This window comes from Maridesulfovibrio zosterae DSM 11974, from assembly GCF_000425265.1.
GTDB classification, from domain to species: domain Bacteria; phylum Desulfobacterota; class Desulfovibrionia; order Desulfovibrionales; family Desulfovibrionaceae; genus Maridesulfovibrio; species Maridesulfovibrio zosterae.
In genome coordinates, this window is the sequence record NZ_KE384342.1 from 168,131 (window position 1) to 181,889 (window position 13,759).

At 42.5% G+C, this 13,759-nt stretch carries 15 protein-coding genes; 14 read left to right on the plus strand and 1 reads right to left on the minus strand.

Translation table 11 applies throughout. The features are described 5' to 3' along the window. Positions 1–98 precede the first annotated feature (98 nt). Entirely contained in the window at positions 99–749 is a 651-nt protein-coding gene (gene nadD / locus H589_RS0112290) for a nicotinate-nucleotide adenylyltransferase (RefSeq protein WP_027722293.1), read from the plus strand. A 3-nt stretch (positions 750–752) separates the two neighbouring features. Here nadD and H589_RS0112295 read toward each other — a convergent pair whose 3' ends face one another. Then, positions 753–1,757, minus strand: a complete 1,005-nt coding sequence (locus H589_RS0112295) for a glycosyltransferase family 9 protein (protein ID WP_245577142.1) — start codon at positions 1,755–1,757, stop codon at positions 753–755. Positions 1,758–2,016: 259 nt separating this feature from the next. Between H589_RS0112295 and H589_RS0112300 the strand changes: the two genes are divergently transcribed. The 13 genes from H589_RS0112300 (at position 2,017) to H589_RS0112360 (ending at position 13,737) form a co-directional block, all read left to right on the plus strand. Continuing rightward, positions 2,017–3,081, plus strand: a complete 1,065-nt coding sequence (locus tag H589_RS0112300; protein ID WP_027722295.1) for a hemolysin family protein — start codon at positions 2,017–2,019, stop codon at positions 3,079–3,081. A gap of 13 nt (positions 3,082–3,094) precedes the next feature. Beyond that, positions 3,095–3,511 carry a cytochrome c maturation protein CcmE gene (locus H589_RS0112305; RefSeq protein WP_027722296.1) on the plus strand — a complete coding sequence of 139 codons (417 nt, stop codon included), beginning with the start codon at positions 3,095–3,097 and terminating at the stop codon, positions 3,509–3,511. A gap of 95 nt (positions 3,512–3,606) precedes the next feature. Then, on the plus strand, positions 3,607–5,484 hold the full coding sequence (locus H589_RS0112310) for a heme lyase CcmF/NrfE family subunit (RefSeq protein WP_027722297.1): 1,878 nt from the start codon (positions 3,607–3,609) through the stop codon (positions 5,482–5,484). A gap of 9 nt (positions 5,485–5,493) precedes the next feature. Beyond that, positions 5,494–6,174, plus strand: a complete 681-nt coding sequence (locus tag H589_RS0112315) for an ABC transporter ATP-binding protein (RefSeq protein ID WP_027722298.1) — start codon at positions 5,494–5,496, stop codon at positions 6,172–6,174. Further along, positions 6,167–6,844, plus strand: a complete 678-nt coding sequence (locus H589_RS0112320; RefSeq protein WP_027722299.1) for a heme exporter protein CcmB — start codon at positions 6,167–6,169, stop codon at positions 6,842–6,844. Before H589_RS0112315 ends, H589_RS0112320 begins: the two co-directional genes overlap by 8 nt. Positions 6,845–6,888: 44 nt before the next feature. After that, complete coding sequence (ccsA, locus tag H589_RS0112325; protein ID WP_027722300.1) at positions 6,889–7,554, plus strand: cytochrome c biogenesis protein CcsA; 666 nt, start codon at positions 6,889–6,891, stop codon at positions 7,552–7,554. Between the two features lie 21 nt (positions 7,555–7,575). Continuing rightward, on the plus strand, positions 7,576–7,716 hold the full coding sequence (locus H589_RS20670; protein WP_084147000.1) for a CcmD family protein: 141 nt from the start codon (positions 7,576–7,578) through the stop codon (positions 7,714–7,716). Further along, complete coding sequence (locus tag H589_RS0112335) at positions 7,706–8,332, plus strand: tetratricopeptide repeat protein (RefSeq protein ID WP_027722301.1); 627 nt, start codon at positions 7,706–7,708, stop codon at positions 8,330–8,332. The genes H589_RS20670 and H589_RS0112335 overlap by 11 nt, the downstream gene beginning before the upstream one ends. Before the next feature lie 446 nt (positions 8,333–8,778). Next, positions 8,779–9,954: a branched-chain amino acid ABC transporter substrate-binding protein gene (locus H589_RS0112340; protein WP_027722302.1), complete on the plus strand. Its 1,176-nt coding sequence runs from the start codon at positions 8,779–8,781 to the stop codon at positions 9,952–9,954. 85 nt (positions 9,955–10,039) lie between these two features. Continuing rightward, positions 10,040–10,942, plus strand: coding sequence for a branched-chain amino acid ABC transporter permease (locus tag H589_RS0112345; RefSeq protein ID WP_027722303.1), 903 nt, complete (start codon positions 10,040–10,042; stop codon positions 10,940–10,942). Positions 10,943–11,020: 78 nt separating this feature from the next. Beyond that, positions 11,021–12,244 carry an ABC transporter permease subunit gene (locus H589_RS0112350; RefSeq protein ID WP_027722304.1) on the plus strand — a complete coding sequence of 408 codons (1,224 nt, stop codon included), beginning with the start codon at positions 11,021–11,023 and terminating at the stop codon, positions 12,242–12,244. After that, positions 12,237–13,037 (plus strand): ABC transporter ATP-binding protein, encoded by an 801-nt coding sequence (locus tag H589_RS0112355; protein WP_027722305.1) that lies wholly within the window; start codon positions 12,237–12,239, stop codon positions 13,035–13,037. Before H589_RS0112350 ends, H589_RS0112355 begins: the two co-directional genes overlap by 8 nt. Further along, positions 13,030–13,737, plus strand: a complete 708-nt coding sequence (locus tag H589_RS0112360; protein WP_027722306.1) for an ABC transporter ATP-binding protein — start codon at positions 13,030–13,032, stop codon at positions 13,735–13,737. The genes H589_RS0112355 and H589_RS0112360 overlap by 8 nt, the downstream gene beginning before the upstream one ends. Positions 13,738–13,759: the final 22 nt, after the last annotated feature.

The window sequence follows — 13,759 nt, forward strand, 5'->3', positions numbered from 1 at the left end:
ATTTTGTTTTTGTGGAGGCCCGAGTATCTTTATTACAAAGAAGCTCGGGCCCTTGGCTAGCTTCTCTATTTTGTTTTCATCTGGTATATAGGCTTCTTATGAAAATAGGTTTGTTCGGCGGTAGTTTTAATCCTGTTCACTCCACACATATTGATGTGGCCAACTCCGTCATGCAGCGTTTGGGGCTTGATAAAGTATTGCTTGTTCCGGCTGGCAATCCCTATCATAAAGAGCAGGAGGATATGCTTCCTGAAGATCTGCGTTTTGAACTTGTTAAAGCTGCTGTGGAAGGTGAGTCTGGACTTGAAGTCAGTGATATTGATATGGGCGCAAAAGGGCCTACCTACACAATAGATACCTTAAGGGAATCCGCCAGAAGATATCCTGATGACGAATTTTATTTTATAATGGGGCAGGATTCGTTTGAAACTCTTGCCACCTGGAAAGACTGGCAGATGATTCCTAAATTGACAAATATCGTTGCTGTCAGCAGGTATGAAGCTGATTCTGGTGAAATGTCTCAGTTATTGAAAAGTCTTTTTTCTGACCTGATGCAGACTGGAAAAGATGTCTGGAGAGTAGAGGGTGGAAAGTCTATCTATATAATAGGTGATTTAGATTTTGTAATAAGCTCTACTTTGGTGCGTGAAGCATGGAAAAAAGGAAAAGACATCTTGAATTACGTCCCCTTGGCTGTGGCAGATAGTGTCCTTAGAAATTCTAAGATTATTAAAGAGCATTGGGGATAAAATTTATTTCAGAGATATAATCTTCTCAAGTATATCTTCCGGTTTAATTCTTTTCAAACATTTCCTGTCCTTTTTACAATTGCTTTTCCCGTGCAGTGAGCAGGGACGGCAATTCATATCCATTTCAAGAACTTCGTCTTTCGGTCCTGCGGGGTAGAATCCCCAAACTTTTGCAGTAGGCCCGAACATGGAAATAACTGGAGTTCCTACTCCTGCTGCAAGGTGCATTGGTCCGGAATCACCAGTGACTAGCATTTTTGCTCGACTCAACAGTGCACATGTTTCACGAAGTTTTAATTGATTGGTGAAGTTATATTCCTTTTCTCGTGCTTCAAATATATTTTCATCTTTTCCAATTATAACCCATTGGATTTTTTTGTTGTCTAATAGGCTAGTCAATTTTTGCCAATATTCTCGTGGCCAAGCTTTATCGGGATGGGTTGCGTACGGGTGAATCGCTATAAAGTCATTTTCAAGATTATGTTCGGTGACAATCGTGTCAGAAAAGCTGATTTCTTTATCTGTTAAATATATGCATGGCAGAAGTTTATTTGCAGCAGGGGGAATTTCTTCTAAAGCTGCAGCATAGCGTTCCGTTACCCGTTTGTTCTCAAGTGTTTTTTTAAGTTTGGCAGATCTTGTCAGATTAAACAGTCTGCGTTCCAGAGAAAATTTTTTGTATCTGGATACCTTGCCCTGCCAGCGTTTAGATAGAATCATCGAACGCAGAGTCGAGTGTAAATCGATTAGCTCACAGGCTTTGTATTCCTGCGCTATCTGGCCCGCCTTTTTAAACCATGCTAAATCGCTCAGATCTTCTTGTTCAAGCTTAATTATATTTTTAATATACGGATTGTTTTCTAGTATTGAGGCATTATGGCTTTTGGTAATAACTGTGAATGAGTATCCGTACTTTTCAGCCCAGTATTTGATTACTCCGGTTGTTAGCACAACATCACCAAGCGCGCTGAGTCTGAATATTACTTTATGTTTGTTCTGATTAGTCATGGCGGGCATATTCTAATTAGAGATGCTGAAGAGTCAATGTATATTTTTAGGGCGCATATTGTTAATAGTGATAATTCTTTTCTGACTTCAAGACGTTTGAACTCTTGCATAATTTCTATTTACATTTTATTTTGAACCAAACATGTATGGAATCGTGGTGCGACATCCTATTTCTATTGCGCCGCTACCTGCCTTCTGATATTGATGCTATTATGATATTAGTGCCGCTGGCACTGCTTAAACCTTAACAAAGAAATTAATGCTGGAATTAATAATTGCCGTCAGCGTAGCCACGCTCATTTCTGCCTATTGTTCAGTAAGTGAAGCTGTTTTTTATTCTTTTCCTTGGAGCAAAATCGAAACGCTTCGAAAAGAAGGGGATAAATCCGGAGCTATTCTGCATAAAATGCGTTCCAATGTGGATCGGCCAATCACCGCTATTTTAACTCTTAATACTGTAGCCCATACAGCCGGAGCCGCTTTTGCCGGAGCCGCATGGGCCAATATTTATGGAGCTGAAACTCTGCCGTGGTTTACCCTTGGATTTACAGTCATTATTTTAGTCTTATCTGAAATTTTGCCGAAAACCATTGGTGTTGTATATTGTGAACCTCTAGGAAAGATGCTTGCCCGTCCCTTAGAGATTCTTATTTGGATGTTTCTTCCCGTTATCTGGGTCTGTGGATTTATGTCCCGTCTTGTTAACAAGAGCGGTGGAAAAGGACCTCAGGCAACGGAAGAGGATATACGTGCTATGGTCAGTCTGACCAGGAGAACCGGGGCGATCAAACCGTATGAAGCCCTCTCAATTGCCAATATTCTGTCGTTGGACGACAAGATTGTTGAGCAAATTATGACCCCCCGGACTGTTGTTTTCTCTCTGCCCGAAGACATGACTGTAGCTGAGGCTCATGACAAATACAGAGCATGGCCTCACAGCCGTATTCCAGTTTATGAAGGTGATAATCCTGAAGACATTGTCGGAGTCATATACAGGCGAACTGTTTTTGAAGCACTTGCCGATGACCATGACGAGGTTAAACTCACTGAACTTATGAAGCCTGTTCGGTTTGTTCTGGAAAATATTACCCTAGACAAACTGCTGGTAAAATTCCTCGAAAGTCGCATGCATCTTTTTGTTGTGCTCGATGAGTATGGAGGAATGTCAGGAGTTGTCACTCTTGAAGATGTAATGGAAGAAATCCTCGGTAGCGAGATCGTCGATGAGACCGATGAGGTCGTTGATATGCGCGAACTTGCCCGCAGGAGAAGAAAAGAACTTGTCGTCAGTTCGGATGATTTCCAGACTGACGTTTCGAAATAGAACGGAGAAAATAATGGCCAAGAAAGGCGGAAAAGGTGTCTATCTCGCCGCCCTTATCCTGTTTCTAGGTGGTCTTGGATATCTTATATATTCAGGAATATCACAGGATAGCGTGTATTTTCTAAATGTATCTGAAGCACTTGCTATGGATGAGAGCGCGCTTGGACAAGCACGGCTTTTCGGTAAAGTTGCTCCGCAGAATATCCAGCCTAAAGCTGGTGGACTTGGTGTCTCTTTTGATCTGAATGATCAGAAGAATGCGGCCCAGACTATCCGTGTTATATACAGCGGAGCTGTACCAGACACGTTTAAAGAGGGCGTTGAGGTTATTGTGGAAGGGATCTTTGTTAATGGTAACAAAGAGTTCAAAGCCACATCTCTGATCACCAAATGCCCATCAAAATACGAAAAGAAAAATCGTGAAGGTTGATCATTTATTTGAGAAAAAATAATCTTTCCTCATTGCGATAGATGTTTTTTATCATTATATTAATAGCTTATATCCATTAATGGAGTACATATAGTATGCATTTTTTTGCAAACCTGATGCTTTTGATTGCCCTTCTTGCGGCTCTCGGAGCAGGGGCTTATGCGTGTCTGGCATTATTGACTGGTAAGCGAAATGTTCTGGTGCTTATTGATAGAGCCAATATCAGTATTGCCGGTTTTGTATCTTTTGCCAGTATTGTAATGACCATTGCTTTGGTTAATCGTAATTATTCATTCAAGTATGTATATGAATATGTGGATAATACTCTTCCAATTTTTTATACATTAACAGCTTTTTGGGCAGGGGCTGATGGCTCGTTGCTTTTCTGGATGCTATCCATTGCTGTTATGGGTGTTGTTTTTACCAGACTAAATCTTTTTAATGAATTTTCTGAAAAAACACGCCTTTATTACTGGCTTTTTTATATGGTTATTCAGGCATTCTTTCTGCTTATCCTTACCTGCTGGTCCAATCCGTTTATGGAGCTGGTTCCTACTCCGCTAGATGGGCGCGGCCTGAATCCTTTACTTCGTAATCCGGGCATGATTTTTCATCCTCCATTGTTGTTCTTAGGTTATGCAGGTTTTACTAGTCCTGCCGTTCTGGCGTTGGCTTCCTATGTCTCCGGCGAGTTGAAATCTTGGGTTTCATTTTGCCGTAACTGGAATATTGCGGCTTGGATTTTTCTTACAGCCGGTATTATTCTTGGTTGCTGGTGGTCATATATGGAGCTTGGCTGGGGAGGTTATTGGGCCTGGGATCCTGTGGAAAATGCATCACTTATTCCATGGCTTAGTGCTTCAGCCTTCATGCATACAGCAATTATTCAGACAAAAAGAAACGCTTTGCAGCGATCAAATGTTTTCCTTATGAGTTTGACTTTGCTGCTCTGTGTATTTGCAACATATCTTGTTCGAAGCGGTGTTGTTCAGTCTCTCCACGCTTATGGCGAAAACGGAGTCGGACTGCCACTGCTTACATTTATGCTTTTTACTATTGCATTGATTTGCATTGTTCTTGTCGTTGGTCCTAAGGTTGAGGGTAATACTCTTTCATGCCTTAACAGCAGACAGGGACTTCTTGTAATAACAGCCTGGGTCTTTCTCGGATTGGGCCTTGTGGTCGGTCTTGGAACCATGTGGCCTGTCATTAGTAAAACATGGAGTGCCAGTCCTGTTGGCCTTGATGCACGATTTTATAATCGTGTATGTCTACCTTTATTTAGTCTTATCATTTTGATGTTTACAGCCTGTCCATGGTTTGACTGGAAAGAAGGTATCCGTGAGAGGCGCGGTTTGATGCTTGTCGGTGGATCTTTTTTAGGTGGTGGAATAATCAGTTATGCTTGCGGACTTCATAACCCCGTTGCATTAATTACAAGTGCTGCATCTATTGCTTCACTCGTTAGCATCTTCGCTCTGTTTGTTTTTATGCCTCAGTTGCGCAGAGTTACATCCTCTATCGGGACATACGGTTTGCACCTAGGTGTTGCTCTTGTCTTTCTGGGTGTGGCATGGTCGGGCCCAAATAAAATTGAGCAGGAATTTATTGTAAAGCCGGGCGCAAGTATCCAGCTAGGTTCATATACAATGAATTTTAAGAAAATGGTTGAAGGTCAGACCCCGGAAATGGCTAAGATCTCAGCTATCGTGGAAGTAACTGAAAATGGCAAACCTGTTGGACTGCTCAGTCCTGAACGCAGGATATATCGTAATTTTCAACAGCCTTTTGCTGAAGTTTCAGTCATCCCCAGTTTGGGCAGTGAAATTTATGCTACTTTGTTAAGTGTAGACGAACAAGGTAATGCAACTTTTAAAATGAGCATTAATCCGCTGATTAACTGGATATGGATTGGCGGAACTCTGATGTGTCTTTTCGGTTTTGTGGCCTTTAGAAAGCCTCGTTTAAGCTAGGCGGTCATCGTGGAAAACAGTGAAAGAGTAGCTCTCAAGGTGCGCGATGCAGCCAAGTTTTTTGGAACAAGGCTTATTTTCAAGAAAGTCAGTTGCGATGTGATACGTGGGGAAATTCTTCTCGTAGTTGGTCGCAATGGTGCGGGTAAAACAACTTTGCTGAAAATTATGTCCGGTCTTTCAAGACCTTCGGCAGGATCGGCGCAAATTCTGACTGAACCTGAAAAAACGGCTTACCTTGGACATGCCACCTTTATCTATCCTCGCCTCAGCGGACTGGCCAATCTTTCTTTCTGGGCTTCCATGTATGGACTTTCGCCTTCCCGTGAAGAACTTCTCGTTTTGCTGAAGAGAGTCGGGTTGGAAAGAGCAGCTGAAGAAGAAGCCGGTGCTTATTCACGCGGCATGGCTCAGCGGCTTAATCTTGCAAGAGTTTTTCTTGTAAATCCTGACCTTCTCTTTTTGGATGAGCCGGGAACCGGTCTTGATCAGGCATCGCTAAACCTTCTGCGTGAGGAAGTTGTTTCGTTGCGTAATAATGGGACGGCGGTTGTCTGGATCAGTCACGATGTGAATCATGATACAGCTCTTGCGGACCGGGTTTTAGGATTATCTGGGCATAAAATGGCTTTTCTAGGCAGCGCAGCTGACTTTGATCCCGATTTTGTGTTGGGGGGAGATCATGCTTAAGCGTGGATTGACCATTGCATCTAAGGATTTACGGCTTTCAATGGTTGGAGGACAGGGGCTGACGCAAGCTGTTCTTTTGGGACTGCTTTTGATTTTTGTGTTCAGTCTATCACGTCCTGCTGGACAGCTGGTAGAGCCGCAAGCGGCCTCAGCTATATTCTGGCTTGCTTCATCATTTGGTTTAGTATTGGTTTTCAATACATTGTTTTCAATGGAAGAATCAAATGAGGCGCGACTGGGGCTGTTGTCTTCACCTGTGCCGCTTCATGCTGTCTGGTTTGGCAAAGGTCTGGCCGGTTTTGGATTGTTATTGTGTTCGCAGTTGGTCTTTCTTCCGGCGACAATTGTTTTTCTGGGGCAGGATATGAAAGGTTCGCCAGCTATTTTCGCTGCAACCCTTTTTGCTGCAGACTGGGGACTTGTAGCTCTTGGCGCATTGCTCGGTGCAATATCGCAAGGGCAGGCTGCAAGAGAATCTCTTTTGTCGGTGATTCTTTTTCCTCTACTTCTGCCTATTCTGCTTGGAGCAATTCAGCTGATGACTTCGGTTTTTTCCGGGGTTACCATAATGGATGAGAGTTCATGGATGGGAATTATTATTTCCGCTTCAGCTCTTTTCAGCGGTGCGGGACTTATCCTCTTTCCTTTTGTATATAGCGGTGAGCAGTAGATAATTGCTTTCCGATAAACATATTGTTTTTATGGAGCTTTTAAATGAATCTTGCAATTGCGGCACTTATCTCCGGCATTGCCTTGTGCGTCGGACAGTATTTCATCTGGATGTACGCTCCCGTCGAGATGACCATGGGGCTGGTGCAGAAAATTTTCTACACTCATATGCCTATGGCGGTCTGGGCCATGATAAGTTTTTTCGTGGTTTTTATTTTTAGCGCTGCGTATTTGCTTAAAAGAAATATTAAATATGATTATATAGCCGGAGCTGCTGCTGAAATCGGAGTTGTTTTTAGCGGAGTCGCTCTTATTACCGGTTCCCTATGGGGACGGGCTGCATGGAATGTCTGGTGGACGTGGGATCCAAGGCTGACAACCACTCTTATTATGTGGTTTGTTTATGCTGCGTATCTGGTTCTGCGTACATCTCCTATGTCAGCTGAACGAAGATCCCTTGTTTGTGCAGTTCTCGGAATAGTCGCTTTTGTTGATGTCCCTCTCGTTTTTTATTCTGCAAGACTATGGAGAAGTGTACACCCGAATATAATCGGTGCAAAGGGAGGAGGAATGGAACCTGAAATGTTGACAACATTGCTCGTCAATGTAGTTGCTTTCGGTTTATTCTGGCTTGTTCTCCTCATGGTCAGATTCCGTCAGCTACACCTGTCCGGTAAGCTTGATGCCCGTATGGTGTGGGATAACGAATAGTATAAATCAGGAGTAATATATATGAATAGTGAAACTTATCTTCTAATTGGAAATATTGCTGCGTGGGCTGTGATCGCCGGCTATCTGGTGTTTATTGCAGCAAAGGGAACATCCATGGAACGCCGCATCAGGCAGATGGAGTTACTCGATAATGATAGATAATAAGGGCTTATCTCTTTCTGGTGGACAGAAAGCTGTTGTTTGGATGCTCGGGATGTCACTTGTGGTAATTTTTATTGCTTCATTGACATACCGTATGAATCATCCGGGTAACAAAGTTGAGTTTCAGCAGGAAGGTGGTCAAAGATCTTCTGGTGGAATGCCGGGCGGGATGGGCAGCGGTATGAATGAAGCAAGTATGAAGCGTGTCCGCGGCCTTATGGAGAAAATGGGCAAAGATCCGGAGAATATGGAAATTCAGCTTGAACTTGCCAATTCTTTTATGATGATCCGGGCTTATGAACGTGCTCAGGTATTCTTTGAAAAAGTTGTTGCAAAGGAACCTGAAAATGAACAGGCCCTCATGGGCCTTGGAATGTGTTACTATCAGGGCGAGCAGTTTGAAAAAGCTGCTGCGGCTTTTGATGAAATTCTCGCCTTTAACCCCGATGAATCCATGGCTCAGTTTAATGTAGGCATTATCAAAAAATATTACCTCCACAAGCATGATGAAGCTGAGGAGCATTTTAAGAAAATTATTGATAATCCGAAAACGCCGGCTGATATGAAGAAAAGGGCAGAAGAGGAACTTATAAAGGATCCTCACCCAGAGCAATAATGATTTAAAAAAAGGAGTTCGTATTTAGGCGGACTCCTTTTTTTTTAATTTTTTCTGAAATGATTATTTATCTAAAGAGAATCTTTGATTAGTCATGAATTCTTTTGATGAAGAAGTGGTGCTTTTTACGAGCTGGTAAAATTTTATTACTTAATTCGTATTTATTCGCTAAACATTGACAAGTTTGCTTAATTTTGACTAATCAATGGGTACAAAGTTTGAATCTTATGCTTAAAATGCATTTTTTGTTCGTCTTGCCGGATTTGAACAGAAAATATGGTCTCGGATCAAATTTTAAGTAGCTGGCTGTTTTCAACAGTAGCATGTGCATGATAAGGTGTTTCACGTTTCATCTTGTGACTTTTCAAAGCACGAGTTGTTACGCAGGTGAATATGGTAACTCGGGCGATATGCCCCACAAATTAAAGTAGTCAAGGAGTGTAATGATGAAACGTTCATTGCTGGTTCTGGTTGCTGCTCTGATGTTGACCGTTGGTCTTATCGGTTGCAGCGGCGAGAAAAAAGACGATGCCCCCGCAAAAAAAGAAACCTCTGAAAAAGCTGCCCCGGTTTCTGCCAAGACAATTCTTCTTGGTGTTCCTGGAGCACACAGTGGTGACCTTGCTTCCTACGGTCTTCCTACTGTTGAAGCAGCAAAGCTTGTTGTAAAAGCAGTTAATGATGCAGGTGGTATCAACGGTGCACAGGTTGTTCTTTCTATGCAGGATGATCAGTGCAAACCGGAATTTGCTACCAACGCAGCTTTCAAGCTCGTTTCTGATAAAGCTACCGTTGTGCTGGGACATATCTGCTCAGGTGCAACCAAAGCAGCTCTTCCTATTTATAAGGAATCCAATCTTGTCTGCATGTCTCCTTCCGCAACCAATCCTGCTCTGACTCAGAGCGGTGACTATCCAAATTTTTTCAGAACTATTGCCTCAGATGATGCTCAGGCTGCACTGGCAAGTAAGTTCGCAATGGAAAATCTTGGCCTCAAAAACATAGCCATCATTCATGATAAAGGTGACTATGGTAAAGGTTTTGCTGAATTTGCTAAAAAATATGTCGAAGAATCAGGCTCAGCCAAAGTTGCCCTTTTTGAAGGAGTAACTCCTGGTGCAGTTGACTATTCTGCTGTTGTACAGAAAATTAGAGCTTCCGGAGCTGACGGTGTTATTTTCGGTGGTTATCATCCTGAAGCTTCCAAAATTGTATCCCAGATGCGTAAAAAGAAAATGACTGTCCCATTCATCTCTGATGATGGTGTTAAAGCGAAAACCTTCATTGATGTTGCAGCAGCAGCTGCTGAAGGTGTTTATGCAACCGGTCCCCGTGATATAACTGCTAATCCTATGTATAAAGTTGCTCTTGAGCAGTACAAGGCTTCCCACGAAGGTGAACCCGGTGCTTTCTTTTTCGAAGCTTATTCAGCTGCTATTGCTTTGCTGAAAGCTATCGAAAATTCAGGATCAACTGATTATGACAAAATCGTAGAAGCTCTGCGTACACATGAAGTTGAAACTCCTGTTGGTAAAATCAAATTTGATTCAAAGGGTGATGCTATAGGTGTAGGTTTCTCCGTATATCAAGTTAGAAACGGTGAGTATGTAGAAGTTAAATAACTTCTGTTTACTTTCTTAAACGTAATTCCGGTTCAGGGGGCGGACTGGTGTCTGCCTCCTGAGTCTTGATTCAGCAGGGATTTCAATGGACTATTTTCTGGAACTATTTTTTAGCGGTCTGACCAGAGGCAGTATTTATGCGCTTATCGCCCTCGGTTACACAATGGTTTACGGTATTATTGAGTTGATCAATTTCGCACACGGTGAAATATATATGATCGGAGCTTTCGTAGGGCTAACTGTTGCTGGTATTTTGACCAGCTTCGGGTTTCCTGCTGCTTCTATCATGGTTATGGCTACAATGGCTGCGGTTGTTTATGCCGCTGCTTATGGCTACACCCTGGAAAAGATTGCTTACCGTCCACTTAGAGGTGCGCCAAGACTCTCTCCGCTTATATCTGCAATTGGTATGTCAATTTTTCTACAAAACTATGTAATGCTTTCTCAGACTTCTGACTTTTTATCCTTTCCAAGTCTGACACCTGAATTCGGTTTTCTTCATAAGTATTCATCCATGATCGGCTCATCTGATTTTCTTATCATTGTCGTTGCAGCTGTGGTCATGGTTGCTCTGAACCTTTTTATTAAATTTACCAGAATAGGCAAAGCCATGCGCGCCACGGCTCAAAACCGTAAAATGGCTATGCTGGTCGGTATTAATGTGGATCAGGTAATTTCCGCCACATTTGTAATAGGTTCCTCTCTGGCTGCTGTTGGTGGAGTGCTTATCGCTTCTCATATTGGTCAGATCAACTTTTTTATCGGATTTATCGCAGGTATTAAGGCCTTCACCGCAGCTGTTCTCGGTGGCATTGGCTCTGTTCCGGGAGCAATGCTCGGAGGACTTCTTCTTGGGTGGACCGAGAGTTTTTGTACCGGGTATGTTTCCAGTGACTACGAGGACGTTTTCGCTTTCGCACTGCTGGTTCTGATCCTTATTTTCAGACCTTCCGGACTTCTCGGTAAGGCTCCGGTTCAGAAAGTTTAAGCTGCTCAATTATTCATCTTAAGTCAGGATATATGAAAATCCTGCTGATCAAAAAGATAAAAATGGAAAATTTGTAATATGGAAGGCTTAAAAAAATCTATACTGGCTTCATTGTGGTTCATGTTTTTGACTTTGCCCATTATGGGAGTCTTTGTGAACACAATTGATAAGTCCGTTACTTGGCATTTGGACAGAGTTTTATATGTCGGGGCTGCTGTTTTTGTACTTTCTTTTGTTTGGAGATTTCTACTGAACAGAAAAGAGCATGGTATGCAACAGGAAGAGCAGTCAAACGAGGAGAAAGTAACTTTTAGTTCTAAATTACTGACTAATCCAAAATTCTACTATCCACTTCTTGCAGTACTTATTGTTTTTGCTATCTGCTTTCCTAAATTATTTTCTATGTATCAGGTCAATATCATGATCTCGGCACTCATTTATGTAGTGCTCGGGCTTGGCCTGAATATAGTTGTAGGACTTGCGGGATTGCTCGACCTTGGTTTCGTCGCATTTTATGCCGTCGGTGCATATTCATATGCTTTGTTGAATCTTTATTGGGGAGTCAGTTTTTGGATAGCACTTCCTGTAGGAGCACTGCTTGGCGCTACTTGCGGTCTTCTGCTTGGTTTTCCTGTGCTCCGGTTGCGTGGTGACTATCTTGCTATTGTTACTCTCGGTTTTGGTGAAATTATCCGTCTTGTCCTTGAAAACTGGGGTGAATTCACTCACGGACCGTCAGGTATAGCCAATATCCCACGTCCAGACTTTTTTGGTTTAGTGTCAGGGCTGAGCGGTTCGATTTATTTTATGTACTACTTGATGCTGGTTCTTGTTGTTTTTACGATCTTTGTTGTGAGCAGGCTTAAAAATTCACGTATAGGTCGTGCTTGGCAGGCTCTTCGTGAAGATGAAATTGCATGTCAGGCAATGGGCATTGATAAAATGAAAACTAAACTTCTGGCTTTCTCTCTTGGCGCTACATGGGCCGGGATGGTCGGAGTTGTTTTTGCCGCCAAGACATCATTCATCAATCCTGCATCCTTCACATTTCTTGAATCGGCAATTATTCTTTCAATCGTAGTTCTTGGTGGTATGGGCTCTACTTTAGGCGTTATTTTAGGCGCTTTTGTATTAAGCTTACTCCCGGAATATTTGAGAGATTTCTCTGAATACCGTATGCTTGTTTTCGGAGCCACAATGGTTTTGGTTATGGTGTTCAGACCTCAGGGACTTATTAGGGATGTGCGTAAGAAAATTGATATCAGTGCTGTGAAGAAGGCTTTAGGTGGCGCCAATGAATAATGAAGAAAGATTTGTTCTTGATGTAAAGGGTGTCTGTAAAGACTTTGGTGGCTTGCGTGCACTTGATGATGTTGATCTTAATGTTAAGGAAGGAGAGATTGTAGCTCTCATCGGACCTAACGGAGCCGGTAAAACAACCTTTTTTAACTGTATTACCGGTATTTATACCCCTACATCAGGTGATGTAATTATTGATCCTAAAGGAGATGGTCCGAAAAGAATCAATGGGATGAAGACCAATCATGTGACTGAGCTTGGAATGGCTCGTACATTTCAAAATATCAGACTTTTTCCGTCCATGTCAGTTATTGAAAATGTTATGATCGGGTGTCACTGCCGTACCAAAGCAACATTTCTCGGTGCAATTTTTCGAGATCCGCGTACAAAAAAAGAAGAACAGGAAACAATCATCAAAAGTTATGAACTTTTGAAAGAGCTTGGTCTTGAGCAGTTTGCGGATGAACGTGCCCGCAATCTGCCTTATGGAGCACAAAGGCGTCTTGAAATAGCACGCGCGTTGGCTACAGATCCTTTTATTCTGCTGCTGGACGAACCCGCCGCAGGTATGAATCCTCAGGAGACCCTTGAGCTAGAGGAATTAATTGTTTCAATCAAGGAAAAACATAGAATATCAGTTTTACTCATTGAGCATGATATGAAAATGGTGATGAGTCTTTCTGATCGGCTGTTTGTTCTTGAATATGGACGTGAGATTGCTCACGGCACACCTCAGGAAGTCAGCGAAAATCCAGCTGTTATCAAGGCCTACCTCGGAGAAGACCTAGATGCTTAAACTTAAAAATATTAATACTTTTTACGGTAATATACAGGCTCTTCGAAATATTAATATCGAAGTTGAGCAGGGTGAAATTATTACTTTGATCGGAGCTAACGGCGCCGGCAAGACAACAACGCTTATGACTATCAGCGGTGTTGTTCCACCCCGTACAGGCGAAGTTTTATATAATGGTCAGTCTATCAACAAACTTAATCCTGATAAGATCGTCAAAATGGGGATTTCACAGGTCCCTGAAGGGCGTCTTATTTTTCCAGATCTGACAATTACTGAAAATCTCGATATGGGTGCTTTTCTGCGTGATGACAAGGATGGAATTAAAGATGACATGGATCATGTTTATGAACTTTTTCCTATCCTGTGGGAACGCCGTAAACAGGCGGGAGGTAATTTATCGGGTGGTGAGCAGCAGATGCTTGCAATTTCAAGGGCACTTATGGCGCGCCCAAAGCTTTTGCTGCTGGATGAGCCTTCGCTTGGATTGGCTCCGCTGATTATTCGGCAGATTTTTGAAATCATCAAGAAAATTAACGAAGAGAGCGGTACAACTGTTTTTCTTGTTGAACAAAATGCGAACCTCGCTCTTAAGACAGCCCATAGAGGATATGTCATGGAAAATGGGGAGATTATACTCTCTGACAGTAGCGAGAATCTACTTGCGAACGAGGAAATAAAAAAGGCTTACCTAGGACTTTAGAGTTGACAAAAATCGGCCCCGC

Coding starts and splice junctions, on each gene's coding strand:
- H589_RS0112310 (WP_027722297.1), top strand. CDS start 3,607: ATGCATTTTTTTGCAAACCTGATGCTTTTGATTGCCCTTCTTGCGGCT.
- nadD (WP_027722293.1), top strand. CDS start 99: ATGAAAATAGGTTTGTTCGGCGGTAGTTTTAATCCTGTTCACTCCACA.
- H589_RS20670 (WP_084147000.1), top strand. CDS start 7,576: ATGAATAGTGAAACTTATCTTCTAATTGGAAATATTGCTGCGTGGGCT.
- H589_RS0112350 (WP_027722304.1), top strand. CDS start 11,021: ATGGAAGGCTTAAAAAAATCTATACTGGCTTCATTGTGGTTCATGTTT.
- H589_RS0112300 (WP_027722295.1), top strand. CDS start 2,017: ATGCTGGAATTAATAATTGCCGTCAGCGTAGCCACGCTCATTTCTGCC.
- H589_RS0112320 (WP_027722299.1), top strand. CDS start 6,167: ATGCTTAAGCGTGGATTGACCATTGCATCTAAGGATTTACGGCTTTCA.
- H589_RS0112305 (WP_027722296.1), top strand. CDS start 3,095: ATGGCCAAGAAAGGCGGAAAAGGTGTCTATCTCGCCGCCCTTATCCTG.
- H589_RS0112360 (WP_027722306.1), top strand. CDS start 13,030: ATGCTTAAACTTAAAAATATTAATACTTTTTACGGTAATATACAGGCT.
- H589_RS0112340 (WP_027722302.1), top strand. CDS start 8,779: ATGAAACGTTCATTGCTGGTTCTGGTTGCTGCTCTGATGTTGACCGTT.
- H589_RS0112345 (WP_027722303.1), top strand. CDS start 10,040: ATGGACTATTTTCTGGAACTATTTTTTAGCGGTCTGACCAGAGGCAGT.
- H589_RS0112295 (WP_245577142.1), bottom strand. CDS start 1,757: ATGACTAATCAGAACAAACATAAAGTAATATTCAGACTCAGCGCGCTT.
- ccsA (WP_027722300.1), top strand. CDS start 6,889: ATGAATCTTGCAATTGCGGCACTTATCTCCGGCATTGCCTTGTGCGTC.
- H589_RS0112335 (WP_027722301.1), top strand. CDS start 7,706: ATGATAGATAATAAGGGCTTATCTCTTTCTGGTGGACAGAAAGCTGTT.
- H589_RS0112355 (WP_027722305.1), top strand. CDS start 12,237: ATGAATAATGAAGAAAGATTTGTTCTTGATGTAAAGGGTGTCTGTAAA.